Source organism: Pasteurella oralis (assembly GCF_042681465.1).
In the GTDB taxonomy this organism is placed as follows: domain Bacteria; phylum Pseudomonadota; class Gammaproteobacteria; order Enterobacterales; family Pasteurellaceae; genus Pasteurella; species Pasteurella oralis.
The window spans coordinates 285,667-307,841 of the sequence record NZ_JBHUFP010000004.1 but is presented as its reverse complement, the minus strand read 5'-3'; the positions used below and the strand labels follow the sequence as shown (position 1 = coordinate 307,841).

General features: G+C 37.7%; 20 protein-coding genes and 1 pseudogene. 2 read left to right on the top strand and 19 right to left on the bottom strand.

The window, feature by feature from the left end; all coding sequences use genetic code 11:
• Nucleotide 1: 1 nt before the first annotated feature.
• The 6 genes from murE to ACFSAV_RS03180 form a co-directional block, all read right to left on the bottom strand.
• Nucleotides 2–1,477: a UDP-N-acetylmuramoyl-L-alanyl-D-glutamate--2,6-diaminopimelate ligase gene (gene murE / locus ACFSAV_RS03205; RefSeq protein WP_379096109.1), complete on the bottom strand. Its 1,476-nt coding sequence runs from the start codon at nt 1,475–1,477 to the stop codon at nt 2–4.
• Between the two features lie 9 nt (nt 1,478–1,486).
• Complete coding sequence (gene ftsI, locus ACFSAV_RS03200) at nt 1,487–3,301, bottom strand: peptidoglycan glycosyltransferase FtsI (protein WP_379096107.1); 1,815 nt, start codon at nt 3,299–3,301, stop codon at nt 1,487–1,489.
• A gap of 17 nt (nt 3,302–3,318) precedes the next feature.
• Nucleotides 3,319–3,636, bottom strand: a complete 318-nt coding sequence (gene ftsL / locus ACFSAV_RS03195) for a cell division protein FtsL (protein WP_101774644.1) — start codon at nt 3,634–3,636, stop codon at nt 3,319–3,321.
• Nucleotides 3,636–4,601, bottom strand: a complete 966-nt coding sequence (gene rsmH / locus ACFSAV_RS03190; protein ID WP_379096104.1) for a 16S rRNA (cytosine(1402)-N(4))-methyltransferase RsmH — start codon at nt 4,599–4,601, stop codon at nt 3,636–3,638. The genes ftsL and rsmH overlap by 1 nt, the downstream gene beginning before the upstream one ends.
• Before the next feature lie 120 nt (nt 4,602–4,721).
• On the bottom strand, nt 4,722–5,180 hold the full coding sequence (gene mraZ, locus ACFSAV_RS03185; protein WP_049216192.1) for a division/cell wall cluster transcriptional repressor MraZ: 459 nt from the start codon (nt 5,178–5,180) through the stop codon (nt 4,722–4,724).
• 283 nt (nt 5,181–5,463) lie between these two features.
• Nucleotides 5,464–7,008: a carbon starvation CstA family protein gene (locus ACFSAV_RS03180; protein ID WP_379096102.1), complete on the bottom strand. Its 1,545-nt coding sequence runs from the start codon at nt 7,006–7,008 to the stop codon at nt 5,464–5,466.
• Between the two features lie 289 nt (nt 7,009–7,297).
• On the opposite strand from ACFSAV_RS03180, the gene ACFSAV_RS03175 reads away from it, so the two are divergent.
• Nucleotides 7,298–7,528, top strand: coding sequence for a zinc ribbon domain-containing protein (locus ACFSAV_RS03175; protein WP_101774641.1), 231 nt, complete (start codon nt 7,298–7,300; stop codon nt 7,526–7,528).
• A gap of 67 nt (nt 7,529–7,595) precedes the next feature.
• On the opposite strand, the gene artM is transcribed toward ACFSAV_RS03175, so the two are convergent.
• From artM to pmbA, 7 genes are all read right to left on the bottom strand, one after another.
• A complete protein-coding gene (artM, locus tag ACFSAV_RS03170; protein ID WP_379096098.1) occupies nt 7,596–8,279 on the bottom strand; it encodes an arginine ABC transporter permease ArtM in 684 nt (227 codons plus the stop codon).
• On the bottom strand, nt 8,279–8,950 hold the full coding sequence (gene artQ / locus ACFSAV_RS03165; RefSeq protein ID WP_379096095.1) for an arginine ABC transporter permease ArtQ: 672 nt from the start codon (nt 8,948–8,950) through the stop codon (nt 8,279–8,281). The genes artM and artQ overlap by 1 nt, the downstream gene beginning before the upstream one ends.
• Before the next feature lie 6 nt (nt 8,951–8,956).
• Nucleotides 8,957–9,679, bottom strand: a complete 723-nt coding sequence (locus ACFSAV_RS03160) for a lysine/arginine/ornithine ABC transporter substrate-binding protein (protein ID WP_379096092.1) — start codon at nt 9,677–9,679, stop codon at nt 8,957–8,959.
• A gap of 14 nt (nt 9,680–9,693) precedes the next feature.
• Entirely contained in the window at nt 9,694–10,425 is a 732-nt protein-coding gene (gene artP / locus ACFSAV_RS03155; RefSeq protein WP_101774637.1) for an arginine ABC transporter ATP-binding protein ArtP, read from the bottom strand.
• A gap of 183 nt (nt 10,426–10,608) precedes the next feature.
• Complete coding sequence (lpcA, locus tag ACFSAV_RS03150; RefSeq protein WP_101774636.1) at nt 10,609–11,193, bottom strand: D-sedoheptulose 7-phosphate isomerase; 585 nt, start codon at nt 11,191–11,193, stop codon at nt 10,609–10,611.
• A gap of 34 nt (nt 11,194–11,227) precedes the next feature.
• Nucleotides 11,228–11,770, bottom strand: a complete 543-nt coding sequence (hpt, locus tag ACFSAV_RS03145) for a hypoxanthine phosphoribosyltransferase (protein WP_101774635.1) — start codon at nt 11,768–11,770, stop codon at nt 11,228–11,230.
• A gap of 233 nt (nt 11,771–12,003) precedes the next feature.
• The gene (gene pmbA, locus ACFSAV_RS03140) at nt 12,004–13,359 is read right to left on the bottom strand and encodes a metalloprotease PmbA (RefSeq protein ID WP_379096087.1); all 1,356 of its coding nucleotides are present in this window, start codon (nt 13,357–13,359) and stop codon (nt 12,004–12,006) included.
• Nucleotides 13,360–13,452: 93 nt separating this feature from the next.
• Here pmbA and yjgA point away from each other — a divergent pair, with 93 nt between their 5' ends.
• Nucleotides 13,453–13,998 carry a ribosome biogenesis factor YjgA gene (gene yjgA / locus ACFSAV_RS03135; RefSeq protein ID WP_379096085.1) on the top strand — a complete coding sequence of 182 codons (546 nt, stop codon included), beginning with the start codon at nt 13,453–13,455 and terminating at the stop codon, nt 13,996–13,998.
• 68 nt (nt 13,999–14,066) lie between these two features.
• Here yjgA and hflC read toward each other — a convergent pair whose 3' ends face one another.
• The 6 genes and pseudogenes from hflC to thrA all read right to left on the bottom strand — a co-directional run bounded on the left by hflC (nt 14,067) and on the right by thrA (nt 22,153).
• The gene (hflC, locus tag ACFSAV_RS03130) at nt 14,067–14,954 is read right to left on the bottom strand and encodes a protease modulator HflC (protein WP_379096082.1); all 888 of its coding nucleotides are present in this window, start codon (nt 14,952–14,954) and stop codon (nt 14,067–14,069) included.
• Nucleotides 14,955–15,078: 124 nt separating this feature from the next.
• Nucleotides 15,079–16,207, bottom strand: a pseudogene (gene hflK, locus ACFSAV_RS03125) (FtsH protease activity modulator HflK); the annotation flags it as partial.
• A gap of 191 nt (nt 16,208–16,398) precedes the next feature.
• On the bottom strand, nt 16,399–17,145 hold the full coding sequence (locus ACFSAV_RS03120; RefSeq protein WP_379096079.1) for a 4'-phosphopantetheinyl transferase family protein: 747 nt from the start codon (nt 17,143–17,145) through the stop codon (nt 16,399–16,401).
• A 284-nt stretch (nt 17,146–17,429) separates the two neighbouring features.
• Nucleotides 17,430–18,704, bottom strand: coding sequence for a threonine synthase (gene thrC, locus ACFSAV_RS03115; protein WP_379096076.1), 1,275 nt, complete (start codon nt 18,702–18,704; stop codon nt 17,430–17,432).
• Between the two features lie 32 nt (nt 18,705–18,736).
• Nucleotides 18,737–19,681: a homoserine kinase gene (gene thrB / locus ACFSAV_RS03110; RefSeq protein ID WP_379096073.1), complete on the bottom strand. Its 945-nt coding sequence runs from the start codon at nt 19,679–19,681 to the stop codon at nt 18,737–18,739.
• Nucleotides 19,682–19,705: 24 nt separating this feature from the next.
• Nucleotides 19,706–22,153, bottom strand: coding sequence for a bifunctional aspartate kinase/homoserine dehydrogenase I (gene thrA / locus ACFSAV_RS03105; protein WP_379096070.1), 2,448 nt, complete (start codon nt 22,151–22,153; stop codon nt 19,706–19,708).
• Nucleotides 22,154–22,175: the final 22 nt, after the last annotated feature.

Sequence of the window (22,175 nt, the reverse complement as noted above, 5' to 3'; positions counted from 1 at the left end):
GCTAATAACTCATATTAAAATATTTTCGAACCGTTTCTTGATCAGAAAAATGCTGCTTTTGTTGACCAATAATTTGGTAATCCTCATGTCCCTTCCCTGCGATCAAAATCACATCATCTTTTGCTGCTTGTTGAATAGCAAAAGCAATAGCATTTTCACGCTCATGAATCACTTTTACTTCAGCTTGTGAACTAAACCCAACCAAAATATCGGAAACAATTTGAATAGGCGACTCAGTACGAGGGTTATCATCAGTCACAATGACTTTATCCGCCAATTGTTCAGCGATTGCCGCCATTAACGGACGTTTACCACGATCACGATCACCACCACAGCCAAACACACACCACAACTGACCATGACAATGTAAACGTGCAGCTTGTAATGCTTTTTCTAGTGCATCTGGCGTATGTGCATAATCCACAATTGCCGTCGCATATTTTGTGGCAGTTAACATTTCCATACGCCCACAAACTCCTGTTAATTGTGCTACAGTTTGGATTAATTGCTGCAAGTCATAACCAAGAGAAAGCAAAGTCGCCAAGACTAAAAGTAAATTACTGACATTAAATTCGCCGATGAGATGGCTTTGTAGTTCACCATTACCCCAGCTTGATTCAAAATGCACATGAGCACCTTTATTGTTAAAAACAATACGTGTCGCTTTTAGCCATTGTTGCTGTGTTGTTTGGAAATTTGGATTACAGCTCACCGCGACTGCCGAAGGAAGTTGTGTTAACCAAGCACGACCGATCTCATCGTCCACATTAATAATCTGATGTTTTGACCTTAATTCAGTAAACAAGCGCTTTTTCGCTGCTGCATAGTTTTCCATCGTGTGATGATAATCAAGATGATCGCGACTTAAATTTGTAAAAATAGTGACCGCAAAATCGAGTGCTTCGACACGATGTTGCACCAAACCATGTGATGATACTTCTATCGCAACAAACTCAGCCCCCTGTTTAACAAAACTAGCTAATCCAGATTGGATTTCAATAGCAGACCCTGTCGTATTCGCAGCTTCTTCTACTTGTCCAAATAAGCCATTTCCAATCGTCCCCATGACTGCACTTTTATGTCCTAGTAATGTTGTCCACTGTGCTAAAAGCTGTGAAATTGTGGTTTTACCATTCGTTCCGGTCACACCAACTAAGGTTAGTTTTTGCGATGGATGATTGTAGAAAAGATCAGCTAGCTGCGATAAATGTTGACTGAGTTGATAGAAAGAAATGATAGGTACATGCTGTTCAAAGCGGATTTGTAGATGCTGTGTTGCCAAATCGGCTTCAGATAATACAGCAGCCGCTCCATTTTCAATAGCTTGTGAAATGTAGTGACGACCATCTACTTGATGTCCTTTTAAAGCAACGAAAAGACAGCCTTGCTGTACTGCTCGACTGTCTAAAATCATTTCCGTAAGTTCAATGTTTGGGGCAAGTTCAACTTGCCCCAAAAGTGCGGTCAATTTTCGCATAATTTTTTCTTAATTGGTTTTCGTTCCATTATCACTATTCAAACGCACAACGCGTCTTGCCGTTTTATCTTGTGGCATTGCATCTGGTGGAATATTATTAGTTCTCAGTGCATAGCCCATAATATTTGAGAACACTGGTGCTGAAATTGCCCCACCATAATATTGCCCTGCTTTTGGATCATTAATTAATACAATCAAAGCATAACGAGGATCTGAAATTGGGGCGACACCCGCAGTATAAGCAATATATTTATCCACATAGCGACCATTCTCAAGTTTTTTGGCAGTCCCCGTTTTAATACCAACACGGTAGCCTTCTACCATCGCTTTTTTATTCTTAATCGCTACTTTTTCCATCATATTCACCACTTCACGTGTAATCTTTTCAGAATACACACGTTGTCCGATAACAGGCGGATCAACTTTAGTGATAGAAAGTGGACGATAAATACCGAAACTTCCTAAGGTGACATAAGCTCGCGCAATTTGTAATGGTGTTGCATTGATGCCATAACCATAAGCGACGTTAGCGCGTTCAATATCAGACCAACGTTTACGATTTGCATTTAGCAAGCCCGATTGCTCACCAATTAAACCAAGATCAGTTGGCTTACCTAACCCTGCATTCATATAGGTTTCCATTAAGGCATGTGGTGGCATACGCAATGCTAAACGGCTCACACCACGGTTACTTGAATGCTCTAAAATACCATCTAGTGTTAATTGATCACGAGGCGCGACATCTCGTACTTCATGCCCATTCAACACCAAAGGACCAGTATTAATCACTTCATTACGTTTCGCAGCTCCGCGCTGTAATGCCGCAAGCACCACAAATGGTTTGACTGTTGAGCCTGGTTCAAAAGTGTCCGTAATTGCTCGGTTACGCATTAAATCCGCTTTGACGCCAACACGATTATTTGGGTTATAAGAAGGGGCATTTGCCATTGCTAATACTTCACCAGTACGCACATCCACTAATACTGCAGTACCAGACTCAGCTTTGTTCTCTGCTACTGCTTTTTTAATTTCACGATACACCATGGATTGTAATTTTTCATCAATACTTAAGGTGACATCTTGTGCATCATATTTTTTAACATCTGCAATGTTCTCAACAATATTGCCGAATTTATCTTTACGATAAGTACGAGAACCTGATTTACCAATTAATAATGAATCAAAACTCTTTTCAATTCCTTCAATTCCTTCACCATCAATATTGGTATAGCCAACCAAATGAGCGACTTCTTCAACACGCGGATAAAAACGGCGTGCTTCATTTTTCAGTACAACCCCTTTTAATTTTAATTCACGCACATAATCGGCGACTGTTGGCGATACTTGACGCGAAAGATAAACAAAGCGTGATTTTGGATTTTTTTCGATACGCTTGAGAATATCATTATAAGAAACCCCTAAGGCTTCCGCTAAAGCTTTCCAACGCTCTTTATCCACCAAAGAATTTTTCTCAAAAATATCTTTAGGATCTGCCACGATAGAATACATCGGTACACTAACAGAAAGTAATTGTCCATGCCGATCTAAAATCGAACCACGCACAGATTGAATTTCTTGTGTACGCAAAGAACGTTTATCTGCTTCATCAGCTAAAGAATCCGCATTAATGATTTGCACATTCGCAGCTTTACCAATTAACACGACTAAGCAACTCATAATAACAGCCAATGCGGCAAAATAACGCCATTTTAAAAAACTATTTTCATAAACCACTTTTGGCTTATTTAGTTTAATCGCGTCATTTTTTGCTATTTTTACACTTTTCGCTCGTTTAATTTTCTTTGTCGTATTAAATTTAACCATACTGTTATCCTCAAATATTACTCTAGGATCAACACTTCTTGTTCTGGTTGAACTCGCTTCATACCTAATTGACTCGCAATCGCTTCAATACGTGTATTATCACTTTGCGTTGCTTCTTCTAATTTTAAATTCAAATATTCATTTTCAAGAGCTTGGTGTTCTAGTACTAACTGTCCCTTTTCAGCGACTAAAATACGCGTTTGATGTGTCATCCAAATAGTCGCTAATGCAGTAACCACAATCAGTAACAACAATGCCATGATAGTTTTATTTGAATTAAATAAATCTTCTAAAATAATATTTTGTAGCGGATAGCGATCATTATTTTCTAACATCAAATCTTCTCCGCAATACGTAATACCGCACTTCTTGAACGTGGATTCTGTGCCTGCTCTTGTTCACTTGGCATAATTGCTTTACCAATGGTTTTTAAAGTTTGTGTACGTTTAATTTGGTCATCACGTAATGGTAAACCTTTTGGTAGCGCCTCCCCTTTAGTTTGCTTACGCATAAAGTGCTTCACCATACGATCTTCTAACGAGTGAAAACTGATAATTGCTAAACGTCCTTTTTCTGCTAACATCGCAAGTGCCGACTGCAATACGCTTTCCAATTCATCTAATTCAGCATTAATAAAGATACGAATGGCTTGAAAAGTTCGTGTAGCAGGATGTTTATGTTTGTCTTTAAAAGGCACTGCATTAGCTACTAATTCAGCAAGCTGTAATGTTCGTGTTAAAGGTTCTGTATTATTTTGTAATGCACTTTTGTTGTAATTGACGATGGCATTCGCAATACGTTTAGCAAAACGCTCTTCACCAAAAGTTTTTAGCACCCAAGCCAAGTCTTGTTCAGAAACTTGTTGTAACCACTGAGCGGCAGACAGACCTTGTGTGGTATCCATTCGCATATCTAATGGACCATCTTTCATAAAGCTAAAACCACGTTCTGCTTCATCAAGTTGTGGAGAAGACACACCAAGATCTAATAAAATGCCATCTATCTTGCCTGTTAATCCAAGTTTTTCACAAATTGCTGGAATTGCAGAAAAACTATTATGTTCAATATGAAAACGTGGATCTTGAATTTTATTTGCTTCTGCAATAGCTCGTGGATCACGATCAATTGCAATCAAACGACCATTATAGGCAAGTTGGGAAAGGATCAAACGAGAATGACCACCTCGTCCGAATGTACCATCAATATAAATACCTTTTTCTTTCAATGCTAACCCATTAACCGCTTCATGTAATAAAACGGTGATATGTTCAGGCGATGAAAAAGTATTTTGCATATTCATAACAGTTACCAATGGTACAAAAAATAAAAGGGATAAAATGTTAAGGTAAGATAACGCGGTGCTTAGCACCGCTTATCTTTTGCTAGTGCTGCTGTTCTGTTGTGAGAAAGTCACCTTTCTTTATAATGACAGCATTTTTAATTCTTCTGATAGTGCAAATTGACCACTCGCACCTAACGCCATATCTTTTTCAATTTGAGCTTGCCATTCTGCATCGCTCCAAATTTCAAATTTATTTAATTGCCCAACAAGCATTAGGCTCTTTTCTAATTTCGCATGATGGCGTAATGGACCGCTAATTAAGATACGTCCTGCACTATCTAACTCACATTCGGTGGCATAACCTAACATGACGCGTTGTAAACTACGTTGATTCGGATCGAAATTTGATAGCGCTAAAAGTTTTTGTTCGACTAATTCCCATTCTTTTAATGGATAAAGTAACAAACAAGGTTGGCGAATATCCACAGTGCATACCATTTGACCGGCATTCTGCTCAAGAATTTCAGCACGATAACGAGTCGGGATCGCAATGCGACCTTTCGAATCTAAATTAACTGCTGAAGCACCACGAAACATCATTGTTTCCCTTTTGTGATTGTTACAAGATAAAATTTAGGAATTTTTGCTAACTTTTACCACAAAACTCCACTTATTACCACTTTTCTTAAGTTTATTATTAGTTTGCTTAACTTGCAAGCAATTTAACTGTTTCAGAAGTAAAGTTTTGTATATTTTTCATTAGATGAAAAAGTAAGCTATGCAATAATGTTGTTACTTAAACATAAGTAAGAAAGCAGAATAAAAAACACCCTACCAATATGAATTGATAGGGTGTAGTAAATACTTAAATTTGATATGATTACTGTTTGACTAAGTCATCGACTAACGCGTCAGGATCACCTTTTGCAATTGGTTTTAATAAGGTGAAAAATAAGATACTACAGAATACAGTTAACCCTAAACCAATATAAACGGAAAGTTGGTAATCTAAGTTGAAACCGATCTTGTTGTAAGCTAAGTATGTAAAGCATACGGTGCTGATAAACATCGCTGGTAAAGTACATACCCAGTGGAATTTACCGTAGCGGAATAAATAAGCAGCAGCAGTCCATAACATCACCATCGCGGTGGTTTGATTTGCCCAACTGAAGTAACGCCATAATACGCTAAAGTCAATTTTCGATACGATAAAACCTAACACAAATAATGGAATCGCAATCACTAAACGCTTAACCAGTGTTTTTTGTTCAAATTTAAAGAACTCAGCAATAATTAAACGAGCAGCACGGAAAGCAGTATCTCCAGAAGTAATTGGCAATACAACAACACCTAAAATTGCAAATACACCACCTACAGCACCTAAGAAATAGATTGATGAATCATAAACCACTTTTGATGGTGAGCCAGCATCAATAACAGCTTGTAATGCTGCTGGATCTTGATAGAAACTTAAACCTACCGCACACCATACTAATGCAATCACCCCCTCTGCAATCATTGCACCATAGAAAATAAAGCGTCCTTCTTTTTCATTTTGTGCACAACGTGCCATCAATGGTGTTTGTGTAGCATGGAAACCTGATAATGCGCCACAAGAAATCGTTAAGAATAATAATGGCCAAATTGGTAAATCACCTTTAGGTTGCAGGTTCTGGAAGAATTTATCGAAATCTAAACCACCAACTGTACGGAAAAACTCAATTGGTTCAGATGAATTTAAGTGGCTGCTGACTAAACCATACATCATACCAAATGTCATGAAGAGCAATAATGCTCCAAATAATGGATAGATACGACCAATAATTTTATCAATTGGTAATAATGTCGCGATGATGTAATACACAAAGATGATAGTTGTCCAAATCACTAATACTGTTGCAGCATCGTAACCAAATACTGTTGCAGCTGCCCCTGCACTTTCAACAACACCTAAATTATCGACTGTAATTGTACTTAATAATTTCGCAGGACTTGCAACGAATACTACACCAACTAAAAGTAATAACACAACGGCAAGTAAATTAATGAACGCTTTGACCGGCGCACCTAAATAGCGACCAGCTAATGTTGGCATTGATGCTCCACCATTACGTACACTTAACATACCACAAAAATAATCATGTACCGCGCCAGCAAAGATACAACCAATCACAATCCATAACATTGCAACTGGTCCATATAATGCCCCTAAAATTGGACCAAAAATTGGACCTGTACCAGCAATATTTAATAACTGAATTAACCAAATTTTCTTGGTTGACATTGGCATATAGTCAACACCGTCATTCATGCTATAAGCTGGTGTTGTTTTTCTTGGATTGATCACAAAGACCTTTTCAATGAATTTTCCGTATACAAAATAACCAAGCAATAAAATTGCAACGCAAAAGAAGAACCATAACATAATAAAGTACCTATTTTAATAGATGAAATATTGAAACAACTTTTCTTATAAAAAGCATTGCGTATTTTATTTCACTTGTTACAAGCAAGTAAACTGTATAATAAATTGACACTACAAAATATTTACAACTTTGTGATACCTATCACGATTTAGCAGTTAATCTATTACTTTAAAATGAAATTTATTGCTTCTTGTGATGTAATTTTGTTTAAAATTTGTAAAAAAATGACCGCACTTTTCGATATGACTATGATAGGATCCGAGCAAAAATTGCAATCAGAGAGGAAAAATGGCTTTACATCGTTGTCCAGAATGTCGGCATAAAGTAAGTGACAGTGCACTCAGTTGCCCTCATTGTGGCTTTTCATTTAAAGAAGAAGATTTGGCGCTTTATCGACAGAAGCTAGAAGAACGACGTTTACATAATCAAGAAATTAATAAACAAAGTGCTAAATTACATTTAGTGTGGTTTATTATTTTTGCTTTAGTCATTAGTATTGCTAGTTGGATTGTTAATTAACCAAAAAAGCGAATTTTGTTTAAAATTCGCTTTTTTTCCACCGCACTTAACTCTAGCTACTAGCTAATTATGTTTTCTCAACCTCTAAACGCTCAAAGGCAAGCACTTTCGTTTCAAGTCTACGCAATAATACTGTCGCCAGTGCAGTGATGACTAAATAAATTGCGCCAGCAATACCATAAATAGTTAATGCATCATACTCCGTACCATAAAGCTGTCGAGCATAGCCCATGATATCCATAATAGTGATTGTTGAAGCAAGCGCTGTGCCTTTAAACACTAAGATAATTTCATTACTATAAGAAGGTAATGCTCGTTTCAAAGCATATGGCATCAAAATTTTTAAGGTTTCTAAACGGGTAAACCCAAGCGCAGCACAGCTTTCCCATTGCCCTTTACTAATTGCTTTCACCGCGCCATGAAAAAGTTGCGTTGAATAAGCCGCACTGTTTAACGCTAATGTCAACATTGCACAAAACCATGCATTTGAAAACAACGGCCATAACGCGCTGTCGACCACCCATTGGAACTGTCCCGGTCCTGCATAAATCAAGAAAAACTGGACTAACAATGGCGTACCAGTAAATAAAGTCAAATAAACATTAATCGCACATTTAACTAACTTATTCCCAATAGATAAAGCAAAAGTGAATAGTAAAGCGAGCACAAAGGCAACTACTAAGGAAACTACAGTCAATAATAGGCTAGTCGGGATACCTTGAATAATCACCATGAAATATTCTTGAAACATTATTTCACCTCTCTTTCAAAACGAGTAAAACGCAGTTCCAATTTACGAATAATAAATTGGCTTACCAAAGTAATCACTAAATATAATAACGCAGCGATACCATACCAAGTGAAAGGCTGATGAGTGACAGTATTGACCAATTCTGCTTGACGCATTAAATCTTCTACACCAATTAGTGAAACAAGTGCAGTATCTTTTAACAACACTAACCATTGATTACTTAGTCCCGGTAGTGCATGGCGCCATACTTGTGGCATCACAATATGTACAAAAGTATAACCTCGACTTAAACCTAACGCTGCGCCTGATTCCCACTGTCCCAACGGAATAGCTTGAATCGCACCACGCAATGATTGAGAAGCATAAGCAGCAAAAATAATTGAAAGTGCAAACACACCACAACTAAAAGCACTAAATTGAATGAATTCTCCAGTTATCATTTCAACGACTTCAGTTGAACCAAAATAAATTAATAACACGACGAGAATTTCAGGTAAGCCACGTAGTAAAGTGACGACAACAGAAGTTGGCTTACGAATCAATGCCCATTTGCTTGTTTCTAACACGACAAATAGCACAGACAAAATTAAACCAGCAATTAACGAACAAAGCGCTAACCCTAAGGTCATTAGGGTTGCGCTATACATCAAAGAAAGATAATCAAAAAACATAATCGATTATTGTGTCATCCATTTATCGTAAATTTTTTGGTATTCGCCACTTGCTTTAATTGCGGCTAATCCTTTATTAAGCTCTGCCAATAATTCTTTACTGCCTTTATTTACAGCAATACCAAAACCATTACCAAAGTATTTTTGGTTGGTGACTTTATCGCCAATGAAACCTAGGCTGTCTTCTTTTTGTAACATATCAACTAATACTGCAGTATCACCGAAAATCACATCAATACGACCATTTTTTAAATCTAACACAGCATTTTGTAAACTCGCATAAGGTACTGGTTGATATTGTTTTGCTTCAGCAACAATATATTGTTGATAAGTTGTTCCATTTTGTACCCCCACTTTTTTTGCTTGTGCTAAATCGTTAAGCTTACCTTTCACCACAATAAAACTTGTCGAGCTATCATAATAAGGATCGCTAAAACTCACTTGCTTTGCACGTGCTTCCGTAATATCAATTGCAGAAATTGCCGCGTCAAAATGTTTAGAGCGTAACCCTGTAATTAAACTATCAAATGCCTGTCCCTTAAAATGACAAGTTGCTTGGATTTCTTTACAAATTGCATTCGCAATGTCCACATCAAAACCAATAATTTCGCCTTTCTCATTTGTTAACTCAAATGGTGGATAACTTGGTTCCATGGCAAATGTAATATCCTTCGCCGTCACAGCAAACGCAGTACTTACTAAAAGTGCAGTTAAAAGTAATTTTTTCATGTTGTGTCCTTATTTTAGTGTGATAAATATTGTTTGAATTGTTCTGTTTTGGGTTGTACAAAACAACTTGCATCGCCCATTTCTACAATGTGACCTTGTTCCATATATACTACTTTAGTAGCAACTTTTTTCGCTACAGCCACTTCATGAGTGACGATCACTTGGGTAATACCCGTTTGTTGCAGTTCTTTAATAATATCAACAACCTGTGCTGTAATTTCAGGATCTAACGCGGCAGTTGGCTCATCAAATAACAAAACTTGTGGTTTCATCATTAATGCACGAGCAATCGCCACACGCTGTTGTTGACCACCCGATAAATGTAATGGAAAACGGTCTGCAAATTGTGCTAAACGTAAACGTGTTAATAACTCCAATGCTTCTTTTCGTGCCGTATGATCATCAAGCTGTAGCACTTTTTTAGGTGCTTCAATCAAATTTTCAATCACTGTTAAATGTGGCCATAGGTTGTATTGTTGGAAAACCATCCCAACATCTTGACGCAAACGACAAATTTGTTTTGGGTTAGTCGTTGTTGCTGATAAGTCAAATTTGTTATTTGCAATAACTAACTCACCAGATGCCGGCACTTCTAATAAATTTAAAGTACGAATTAATGTACTTTTTCCCGCCCCACTTGGTCCTAACAATACGACAGTATCGCCTTCTTCTGCGTTTAGGCTGATATCAAACAGAGCCTGTGAAGAACCATAAAAAAAGTTTAAATTTTTAACACTAATTGCCATTGTTTAAAAAATCTCTATATTTGCAAAACTGCAATAATATTAATATTTATTGCATAATTATGCAATAAATATTGTAGAAAAAATATCACCAATAAAAAAATCCCCAATCATGCAATGATTGAGGATTGTACTATATAAAAAAGTAACAAAATTGACCGCACTTTTTTACGGTCAAAACAAAGACTATTGCGCTTTTGCCATCTCAAATTCAATTAACATCATTAAAATATGAATGACTTTAATATGGATCTCTTGAATTCGATCTGCATAACCAAAATGTGGAACACGAATTTCAACATCCGCAAGACCAGCCATCTGACCACCATCTTTACCTGTCAATGCAATCACTTTCATGCCTTTTTCTTTTGCTGCCTGAATAGCATTCAGAATATTTTTTGAATTACCTGATGTGGATAAACCAAACAATACATCTCCTTTTTGACCAACTGCTTCAACATAACGTGAAAAGACATATTCATAACCAAAGTCGTTACTCACACAGCTTATGTGGCTAACATCAGAAATTGCAATTGCAGGATAACCCGGACGATTTTCACGATAACGTCCTGTCAACTCTTCTGCAAAATGCATTGCATCGCAATGTGATCCACCATTACCACAAGATAATACTTTGCCACCTTGCTGGAAGCTATTCGAAATTAATAACGCGGCCTGCTGAATTAATTTCATGTTATTTTCATCACTAATAAATTTATTTAAAACTTCAGCCGCTTCATTTAATTCCGCTTTAATTTGATCAAAATACATAAATTCTCCTTTTACTTAATCTCCAACAATAATTTTATTCTTCTTCTAAAACAACATGACCAATATAGCCTAAGTTACGATAACGCTGTGCATAATCAATACCATAGCCTACAACAAATTCATCTGGAATAGTGAAACCTACCCATTCAACAGGCACTTCAACTTCACGACGAGAGGGTTTATCAAGTAGTGTACAGATAGTAAGAGACGTTGGATCGCGTAATTTCAAGATCTCACGCACTTTTTGTAAGGTATAACCAGTATCAATAATATCTTCAATAATCAAGACATGTTCATCTTTAATATCGCCATCAAGATCTTTACTAATTTTCACATCATGATTCGTTGTCATGCCACTGCCATAGCTTGACGTTGTCATAAATTCAATTTCAACTGGCAAACTAATTTCACGGACCAAATCCGCCATAAACATAAATGAACCACGTAAAAGTCCAACAACAATCAATTTATCTACTGCTTTTTGTTGGTAATACTGCGTAATTTCACGACCAAGTTCTTGAATACGAGCACGAACTTTCTCTTCTGAGATTAAAATACCAACATGGTGTTTTTTCATTTTGTTTTACCTTATATAGGGATTGTAAAAGTGCATTCTACAAAAAAAAGGCTGAAGTTTAAACCTTCAGCCCACAAATACCCTAACGAATTTACTTTCTACTCTACCTGTTTGGAGTATGACCCTAACTGAAAACGACCTACTCTATCATTCTCAACCGAATCTCTAACAGATGTACGTATCTTAGCAAATAATTTATACATGTCAATAGGAATTATTCTCATTTTCAAAAATTAATTACCCGATACTTTTAAGTTATCTAATAAAATTGATCCAGTTTGAATATTAGAACGATACTCAATATCATCAGCTACTGCAACGATATTCGCCAACATATCTTTCAATTGCCCTGCAATAGTAATTTCAGCGACAGGATATTGAATTTCACCATTTTCAACCCAGAAACCCGCTGCACCGCGTGAATAGTCACCAGTCACTAAGTTTATCCCTTGTCCCATTAGCTCAGTGACGAGTAAACCTGTCCCCATTTGACGTAACAGTGCTTGCAAGCCACCCGTTAAATTTGGTTTGACTAACCAATTATGAATACCACCAGCATGCCCCGTGCTTTGCATCCCTAACTTTTTACCACTATAACTGGTCAATAAATATGTTTGTAAAATCCCTTGTTCGATGATCTCACGGTTCTGAGTACGTACTCCTTCACTATCAAAAGGTGACGATGCTAATTGCCCAATTAAATGTGGACGCTCACTAATCTGAAACCAATCTGGCAACACTTGCTTACCTAAACGATCCAATAAAAAGCTGGCTTTACGGTATAAACTTCCACCACTAATCGCAGCAGTTAAATGACTCATTAATCCTGTTGCAACATCATTTGCAAAGATAACGGGCACTTGCTGCGTCGCTAACTTCTGAGGTTGCAAGCGTGCTAAGGCTTTCTTAGCACAGTTCTCCCCCACCCAATTCGCACTTTCTAACTGATTCACATTACGTGAAATCGTATATTCATAATCACGTTCTAATTGAGAATCGATTCCCCCGATAACAGAACAAGACAGTGAATAACGACTTGATAAATAGCTTTGCAACATGCCATGACTATTTCCATACACACGTACACCAGTATGTGAATTAAATGCCGCCCCTTCACTATTTACGATACGTTTATCATATTCCAAAGCGGCTTGTTCTGTGCTTAACGCTAATTCGACAGCACGATCAACATCAATCTCGGCGGCATGATATAGCGCTAAATTTGGCGCATCAAATGCCATTAGTTCACGCTCAGCTAAACCTGCACATTCATCAGGTGAGGTATACTTAGCAATTGCTAATGCCGCTTCAACCGCACTTTTAATCGCATCATGACTTAAATCCGAAGTCGACGCATTGCCTTTTTGCTTGCCTAAATATACTGAAATACCTAGGGCACCATCATTATTAAATTCAACATTTTCAACTTCTTGTAAACGCGTTGAAACAGATAAACCACTTACTTTAGTCACAGCCACTTCAGCAGTTGCCCCTGCCTTTTGTGCGATAGCCACAGCATAACTTACTGCTTCACGCAATTCTTGCTCTTGTTGCAATAAAAGTGCGGTCGATTTTTCAGTATTTTCCATATTGATTCCTTCAAACAAATTTGTGGCATTTTATCCTATTTTCAATTTTCATGCTAAAATGTTAGCTTATTTTTGTAAGATAAAGGAAAGAAAATGGCAAAGCGTGGCAAAAAGAACATTGATTGGGATAACACCGATTGGGACGCTGAAGAACAAGAAGAAATTATTTGGGTGAGTAAAAGTGAAATTAAACGTGATGCCGAAGCATTAAAAAAACTCGGTGAAAAGTTGGTTAACCTCAACAAAGCAAAATTAGATAAAATTCCATTAGAAGATAAGTTACTCGAAGCAATTGAGTTAGCACAACGTTTACAAAAAGAAGCAAAGCGCCGCCAGCTACAATATATCGGTAAATTGTTACGCAATATTGAAGTTGAGCCGATTCAAGAAGCATTAGACAAGCTAGAAAATAAGCATAATCAACAGCAAGCACTGTTACATAAACTGGAAATGTTACGTGATACATTAATTGACAATGATGATGCTTTTACACAATTTTTAGACCAACATCCTGAAGCAGATCGTCAGCATTTACGTCATTTAATCCGTTCTGCCCAAAAAGAAAAAGCGCAAAATAAACCACCAAAAGCATATCGCGAAATTTTTCAGTATTTGAAAGAATTAATGTTAGAAGAATAACAAATGTCCCTCAAAAGACAAAAGGCGTTAGTTTTGAAACTAACACCTTTTTTACAATTCACAAAGCGTTACTTGGTTGGTGCCTGCATAAAGCGGAAAAATTCACTGTCAGGCTTTAAAATCATCATATTCTCTGAATTTGCAAAGCTACTTTCATAAGCCTTTAAACTTCTCAAGAAGCTATAGAATTGTGGCTCTTGTGAAAACGCATCAGAAAATACTTTTGCTGCAGTTGCATCACCAGAACCGCGTAATTCCTGTGCTGTTCTATTTGCATTAGCCAAAATTAAAGTCACTTTACGATCAACGTCTGCTTGAATAAATGCCGCTTTTTCACGACCTTGTGAACGATGTTCACGTGCAACTGCATCACGTTCTGCACGCATACGCTGATAAATTGACGATGATACTTCATCAGGTAAATTGATTTGTTTTACACGTACATCAACGACTTCAATCCCTAATTCAGCAGTACTGTCTGCACCAGTATTAAGTGCTTTACGCGCCCCTTCCATCAATTCACCACGCGTACCAGACACAATATCTTTAATCGTACGCGAACCAATTTCAGAACGTAAACGGTCATTGACTTTACGACGTAATAAATTAGATGCTTGCGCATAATCGCCACCACCAGTAGCAGTATAGAAGCGCCCGAAATCGCTAATACGCCATTTGACATAAGAGTCAACTAACAAGTCTTTTTTCTCCACAGTGACAAAACGGTCTGCTTGACCATCAAGTGTACGAATACGTGCATCTAAAATTTTAATAGAATCAATAAATGGAATTTTAAAATGTAAACCCGGGTTGTATACAACAACTTTATTATCTGCATCACGATGTACTTTGCTAAAACGAAGCATAATGCCACGTGTCCCTTCTGATACAATCACAATGCTAGAATACAAAATTGCTGCAATAATCACGATAACAGGGGTTAAAAATTTACGCATTAGTTAAATCTCCCTTGGCGAGTATTCTCTTGTCTTGCTGATGGTACTGTATGTGATGGTATAACAGGTTGTGTTTCAACACGAATCACTGGACGACCTTGTTCCATGTTTTCTTGCTCTGTTTTTGCTTTAGTTACTTGTCCTTTTAAAATTTGCTCAAGAGGCAGCATCGTCAAGTTATTACCACCGTTTGCATCTAACATCACTTTAGGTGTATTCGCCATCACTTTTTCCATCGTTTGAATATACAAACGCTCACGTAATAATTCTGGTGCAGCTTTAAATTCAGGCAATAAGCGTTCAAAACGCTCCACTTCCCCTTTTGCATCTAATACAACGCGATCTTTATAAGCAGTTGCTTCCTCTAAAATACGTTGTGCATCACCACGTGCAATCGGCTCGCGTTCACGCGCATAGGCTTCTGCTTCACGAATATAACGCTGCTCATCTTCTTGTGCTTTGATTGCATCATCAAAGGCATCTTTCACTTCCTCTGGTGGACGTGCCGATTGAAAGTTAACATCCACTACCTCAAGTCCCATATCATAAGACTCAATAATCGTGTTCAAGGTCTTCCAAGTATTCTCACGTACAACAGAACGACCAGTGGTTAAAATATCATCCATCGACATATGACCGATCACATAACGTAATGCACTGTCTGTCGCTTGGTTCAAACTATCATCCGCATTAGTCACACTAAATAAATATTTAGCAGGATCGTGCACACGGTATTGTACAGTCATTTCAACTTTCACCATGTTTTCATCTTGCGTTAACATCGATCCTTGTGTTCTTAACTCTTTCACTTGTTCGACGTTAACAGGGATGACGCGATCAATAAAAGTTGGCTTCCAATTCAAACCAGGCTGTACAATTGAAGATAGCTCACCAAAACGCATTACAACACCACGTTCTGCTTCTTTCACTGTATAAAAACCGCTTACGCCCCAAACTAATGCACCAATTACAGCTGCAACAGGCAATAATTTAGCTAAATTGAGTGAAGGAGGCTGGCTTGAGTTACTGCGTTTACCACCATTACCAGAACCGCCTAGCTTTTTCAGGAGATTATTAAATATCTCCTCGATATCTGGTGGTGATTGATCTCGATTGTTTTGTTTTCCACGTGAATTATCGTTCCAATTCGATTGCCCATCTTCATTATCAGGACGATGATTTTCAGGCTTTTTTTGTCCTGGTTTACCCCAAGGATCTTGATCTGAACCGTTCAATGACATTACGTTCTCCATTTGTCAAAAAATTGTTACTTGCTTAAACAAATTTTAACAGTCTAAACAAAATATTGTGCTAAGTCTAACGAAACCCATTACTAAATGGGGATATTTTTTACGATTTAAAGTGCGAGTAAAAAAATGAATCGCAAGACAGCAGGTTTGTCTGCTAATTCCAGTGTATTTAAACACTAAAATGCCAGTAAAATTCATGATGAAAAGCAATGATAATCAGGATGATTAACGAGATAGCGGATAGATGTCGGCAAAAATGTCGCTGCGAGTTGTTGTCCATCCCAAGCAAAATAACGAACATCGATTTGCTCAATTTTATTAACAAAAAAAGCTAAATAAAAAGGCAATGCTTGACTGAAAATAAGCTGACCTGATGGACAATAAGCAGACTTGATCTGACGTAAAATTGGGTCATGACTCACCTCCGCTAATTTCACAATCCCAATACCTTGTGATTTCAATACTGCTTCACGCAAACACCAAGTTAAGTAAAAAGCAGCTTCATTGTCTTGCTGTTGATGAAACCAATCTTGTTCTGGCTGTGGTGCAAAATGGGCTAACAGTGCGGTAAAATCTCGTTTTTTATTTGGAGATTCAATATCAATCCCTACCGCGCTTTTTCCTTGAAGGTCAGTATGTAAAATAACCGCTACCCAATCACCAGAATGACTAATATTGAAATCAATGTCATCAACAAGCAATTGTGGACGACCACTTTCGCTATAATCAATATGCTTTAAAAGTGCGGTCGATTTTTGTGAAATTTTGAGTAACTCCCATAATAAGAAATGGGCAATCCAACGACAACGATAGCGTATTTTTACTCGCTGATTTTCACTTTGTAATGGTTGGCAGAGCTTCTCATTTAACAGATCAGAAGGGATAGCATCTAGAGGATAGGACTGGTTAATGTTAGCGTAAGCAATAAACGTGCTGCTCATTTAAAAATCTCTTTTCTTTCCTTAACTAACTGCATTTGTATTGGCTTAAGATGTAATAAGCGTTCATTTACGTTTCAAATATTTCGCGATTATAAGCAATGGATAATGTGCAATTTAAAATGATACTAAAAATACAATACGTACTTTGACAAGTAAAAATCACGCCCAAACTATGATTTAGCATTGCTGGGCGTAAACATTATGTTCCTACATTTAAGCGTTATGCAATGATAGTATCATGCCTAAAAACATTCTCCCTTTTAAAACTCAAAGGGAAAAATGCGTTATTTTAATAAATATGCTCTCAATGTTGCAAAATCATTTTCCATCACATCGGATAATAATGGCAATGCAGCATGTTTTGCTAACGCTTCAGGTAAATCTAATTCAAGCTGTAAAATACGCTCAACACTTTCTTTAAATTTTGCTGGGTGTGCAGTACATAGGAATAACCCTGTTTCACCTGCTTGTAAATCCTGCTTCAATACACGATATGCTACTGCACCATGTGGTTCACATAAATAACCTTTATCATGCATTTGTTGTAAAGTCTGTTCTGTTTCATTGTCATTTACCGCATCAGAATGTAAATCAGACAATGACCAGCCATTACGTTTAAACAATTCTTCCACTCGCGGCCAGTTATTTGGACGGCTTACATCCATCGCATTAGACAAGGTTGCCACAGTATCATTTGGCTGCCAATTACCACTACGTAAATAACGAGGTACGGTATCATTCACGTTAGTTGAAGCGATAAAACGTTTGATCGGTAAGCCTAATGATTTCGCAATTAAACCCGCAGTTAAATTACCAAAGTTACCACTTGGTACAGAAATCACCACATTATTGCGCGCCTCTTTTGGTAATTGTGCTAGCGCTTCAAAGTAATAACAAACTTGGGCTAGCAAGCGACTAATATTAATTGAGTTAGCCGAATTTAATCCAATCTCTTGACGCAATTCAACATCATCAAAGGCTTGTTTTACTAAAGCTTGGCAATCATCAAAATCCCCTTTAATTGCCACTGTGCGAATATTGCCACCTAAAGTGCAAAATAGTTTTTCTTGTAACGGACTGATTTTGCCTTGTGGATATAAAATGACGACATCAATATTTTCTAAACCATAAAAGGCATGGGCAACCGCAGCACCGGTATCACCAGAAGTAGCCGTTAAAATCGTAATTTTACCATCACCCCGTACTGTGGCTAAGGCTTGTGCCATAAAACGACCACCAAAATCTTTAAAAGCTAATGTCGGACCATGAAATAATTCTAAGGCATACACATCATCTTCGACCTTCACTACAGGCGCAGGAAAAGTAAACGCATTTTTTACCATTTGTGCTAACTGGCTTTCTGCAATTTCTGTACCAATTAATGCACTAAGAATTTTTTGGCTACGTTCAACCAGTGGTAATGCGAGTAATCCATCGATATCATCAAAGTGCGGTATGTTTTCAGGGAAAAATAGACCTTGATTTTTACCAAGCCCTTGACGCACTGCTTGAGCAAAATTCACTTGCTCTTCTGGGTGTTTGATGTTGTATAAATTCATATTATTTTCCGTTTTCTTAATTAACCTAATGCTTAATCTAGTGCTCTTGCACCCTCATTATCGACCTTGCAAATATGTACAAAACCTTCGTTGTTTTGCAAGTAATGATGTTCTAAATATGTTGATAATTTCATTGCTGTTGTTAAATCAGGTGCAATGGCAAAAATCGTTGGACCTGAACCTGAAATACCTGTCACTAATGCCCCTAAATCACGTGTCGCTTGTTTTACATCAGCAAAGTTCGGTAATAAAACTTCACGATAAGGCTCTGCGATAACATCTTTCATCATTAACGCTGCAAGTTGTGCTTGTTTAGTATGACAAGCATGCACAAAACTACCTAAATGACGCGCCTGTGCAATCACATCTTGGCGCGTATAACTCTTTGGTAAAATCGCACGTGCTTCTGCAGTTGACACTTCAATTCCCGGATAAGCTAGCACCCAATACCAATCATCAAAAAATGGCAATCGCTGACAAATATTCCCTAAAGACTGCACCATTAATTGCACACCACCTAAATAACAAGGCGCTACGTTATCATAGTGAATCGAGCCTGAAATACGCCCCTCTAACTCCCCCATCATCTCTAATAATTCCATCTTAGAAAAAGGTTCGTCATGGAATTGATTTAAGGCAACTAATGCTGCCACGATTGAACAAGCACTCGAACCAAGGCCAGAGCCAATTGGCATATTTTTTTCAAGTGTTAAACGTAATGAACGAACTGATATACCACGTAACTTTAAACGCTCACTGAATAACACATAAGCTTGATATACAATGTTCTTTTGCGGCTCTTTTGGTAATTTACGTACAAAATAACCCGCATTTTCTAGCTCAAATCCAGCTGCAATTGCGTCAATTTGCACCACATCACCCAATAATGAACCATCAATAGGGGACACTGCTGCCCCCAAAGTATCAAATCCCACACTTAAATTCGCACTTGATGCAGGTGCATAAATTCTAAGCATATTCTTTTCCATCTATTTACCTAATTAAGCTTGTAGCGTTCTTAAAATATCAGCAAAAATACCCGCCGCCGTCACAGCATTACCTGCGCCATAACCACGTAAAAGTAACGGTGCTGGTTGATAATAACGTGTATAAAAGGCTAAAGCATTTTCACCATTTTTTACTTTATACAATGGGTCTTCTGCATCCACTTCTACAATAGACACCTTACATTTGCCGTTTTCAATTTGCCCAACATAGCGTAGTACTTTACCCATTGATTTAGCTTTCTCAACACGGGCTGCAAATTCACTATCTAACTCAGGTAACATTGCCATAAATTCAGCAGTCGTTTTTCCTTCTGCAAATCCTACAGGTAATACACTTTCTACTTCCACATCAGTTAGCTCAAGTTGTAATCCTGTTTCACGAGCCAAAATAAGCAACTTACGTGCGACATCTTGCCCAGACAAATCTTCTCTCGGGTCAGGTTCAGTAAACCCTTTTTCACGTGCAAGTGCAGTTGCTGCCGATAATGAAAGCCCATTTTCTAATTCACCAAAAATAAATGACAATGAACCCGATAAAATGCCATTAAATTTCATAACCTCATCACCTGCGGCTAACAAATTCTGCAAATTTTCAATTACAGGTAAACCCGCACCCACGTTTGTATCATATAAGAACTTACGTTGGTTACTACGCGCATTTTCACGCAATGCATTATAATAGGCTAACTCACGTGTATTGGCCTTTTTATTTGGCGTAACCACATGGAATCCTTCACTTAGTGCTCTTGCATACAAGCCCGATACTGATTCAGCCGAAGTACAGTCAACGAATACAGGATTCACGACATGATGTAACTTAATGAATGAAAGCAATACATCAAAATCAGAGGGTTGCGTCGCATTTTCTAATTCAGATTGCCAATTCTCTAAACATAATCCATCCGCTTTAAGTAACATCTTATTAGAATTAGCAATTGCACAAACACGAATTTCAATGTCCTTTTTTGCTAAATACGCTTTTTGGTTTTTAATTTGTTCGATTAACTCACCACCAACACCACCAACACCAACTAAAAAGACATCCACCACTTTTTTATTATTAAATAACGCTTGATGTGTGGCTTTTACTGCTTCAATCGCTTTATTTAATGACACGACCGCAGAAATTGAACGTTCCGATGAACCTTGTGCAATCGCAACAATACTGATATTAGCTTGAGCAAGTGCTGAGAAGAAACGCGCCGCAATCCCCTTCGCTTGCTTCATTCCATCACCAACAACTGAAATAATCGACAAATCTTTAATCACGTCTATTGGCTCAAGATCATTTGTTTTCAACTCTTGCTCAAATTCTTTTTCCAACGCCTGTTTTGCCACATCGACTAATTTTGCCGGTACACAGAAACTAATACTATATTCCGACGAAGACTGCGTGATTAAAATAACTGATACCCCCGCATTCGACATCGCAGAGAAAACACGTGTAGCCATCCCCACCATACCTTGCATACCAGGGCCAGAAACATTAAACATAGCCACATTATCTAAATTTGTAATCCCCTTGACTTGTAGCTGTTCAGATTTCACATTGCCATCAATAATTGAACCTGGTGCGGTTGGATTCCCTGTATTTTTAATTAAACAAGGAATATTACCTTGTACTAAAGGACCGATGGTACGAGGGTGAATCACTTTCGCACCGAAATAAGAAAGTTCCATCGCTTCACGGTAAGATAAACTTGGTAACAGGCGAGCATCTGGCACTAAACGCGGATCACAAGTGAAAACCCCATCAACATCAGTCCAAATCTCACAAGCACTGGCACCTAAACACGCAGCTAAACACGCAGCCGAATAATCAGAGCCATTACGTCCTAATAAAACTAACTCGCCTTTTTCATTGCCTGCGGTAAAACCTGCCATCAGAACCACGTTTTTTGTTGGAATAGATTTTGCATCAACGCGTCTAGTAGATTCTTCAATGTCCACTGAAGATTCTAAATAACTGCCATGCGCTAATAATTTCTCAACAGGATTAATTAATGTGACCTCATAACCACGCGCTTCAAACCAAGCTTTCATCATCGCAATTGATAATTTTTCCCCTCGACAATCAATGCTTGCTTTTAACGCATCAGAAACAAAACCTTGCTGACGAATTTCTTCTAAAGCTGCTTTGATCTGTGCAAATTCAGCATCAATCAATGCTTTAGTACCAGCAAGATCGAATTGATTATTTTCTGCGTGTAATCCATTAATAATGTGATAAAAAATCTCTAAAGCTTCATCAAAATGCGTATCGGTAGGTTGATTTAAACTGGCTTTTTCAGAAAGGGCAACAAGATGGTTAGTAATTTTAGCAGGTGCAGATAAAACGCCCGCGGCTTGCTCTTCAAAGTGTGCTTTTTCAATCAGTTGTGCCGCCTGCGAGAAACGCTCTGGATTAGCTAACGAAGTCCCCCCGAATTTTAATACACGCATAATAAAATCTCCTAGATGTTGT

Bases quoted from the DNA above. Each gene is read 5' to 3' on its own strand.
- artQ (WP_379096095.1), bottom strand. From the start codon at position 8,950: ATGTTTTTTGATTATCTTTCTTTGATGTATAGCGCAACCCTAATGACC.
- pmbA (WP_379096087.1), bottom strand. From the start codon at position 13,359: ATGGAAAATACTGAAAAATCGACCGCACTTTTATTGCAACAAGAGCAA.
- murE (WP_379096109.1), bottom strand. From the start codon at position 1,477: ATGCGAAAATTGACCGCACTTTTGGGGCAAGTTGAACTTGCCCCAAAC.
- ACFSAV_RS03175 (WP_101774641.1), top strand. From the start codon at position 7,298: ATGGCTTTACATCGTTGTCCAGAATGTCGGCATAAAGTAAGTGACAGT.
- ACFSAV_RS03180 (WP_379096102.1), bottom strand. From the start codon at position 7,008: ATGTTATGGTTCTTCTTTTGCGTTGCAATTTTATTGCTTGGTTATTTT.
- artP (WP_101774637.1), bottom strand. From the start codon at position 10,425: ATGGCAATTAGTGTTAAAAATTTAAACTTTTTTTATGGTTCTTCACAG.
- yjgA (WP_379096085.1), top strand. From the start codon at position 13,453: ATGGCAAAGCGTGGCAAAAAGAACATTGATTGGGATAACACCGATTGG.
- ACFSAV_RS03160 (WP_379096092.1), bottom strand. From the start codon at position 9,679: ATGAAAAAATTACTTTTAACTGCACTTTTAGTAAGTACTGCGTTTGCT.
- mraZ (WP_049216192.1), bottom strand. From the start codon at position 5,180: ATGTTTCGTGGTGCTTCAGCAGTTAATTTAGATTCGAAAGGTCGCATT.
- rsmH (WP_379096104.1), bottom strand. From the start codon at position 4,601: ATGAATATGCAAAATACTTTTTCATCGCCTGAACATATCACCGTTTTA.
- hpt (WP_101774635.1), bottom strand. From the start codon at position 11,770: ATGAAAAAACACCATGTTGGTATTTTAATCTCAGAAGAGAAAGTTCGT.
- thrC (WP_379096076.1), bottom strand. From the start codon at position 18,704: ATGAATTTATACAACATCAAACACCCAGAAGAGCAAGTGAATTTTGCT.
- ACFSAV_RS03120 (WP_379096079.1), bottom strand. From the start codon at position 17,145: ATGAGCAGCACGTTTATTGCTTACGCTAACATTAACCAGTCCTATCCT.
- hflC (WP_379096082.1), bottom strand. From the start codon at position 14,954: ATGCGTAAATTTTTAACCCCTGTTATCGTGATTATTGCAGCAATTTTG.
- lpcA (WP_101774636.1), bottom strand. From the start codon at position 11,193: ATGTATTTTGATCAAATTAAAGCGGAATTAAATGAAGCGGCTGAAGTT.
- thrA (WP_379096070.1), bottom strand. From the start codon at position 22,153: ATGCGTGTATTAAAATTCGGGGGGACTTCGTTAGCTAATCCAGAGCGT.
- artM (WP_379096098.1), bottom strand. From the start codon at position 8,279: ATGTTTCAAGAATATTTCATGGTGATTATTCAAGGTATCCCGACTAGC.
- thrB (WP_379096073.1), bottom strand. From the start codon at position 19,681: ATGCTTAGAATTTATGCACCTGCATCAAGTGCGAATTTAAGTGTGGGA.
- ftsI (WP_379096107.1), bottom strand. From the start codon at position 3,301: ATGGTTAAATTTAATACGACAAAGAAAATTAAACGAGCGAAAAGTGTA.
- ftsL (WP_101774644.1), bottom strand. From the start codon at position 3,636: ATGTTAGAAAATAATGATCGCTATCCGCTACAAAATATTATTTTAGAA.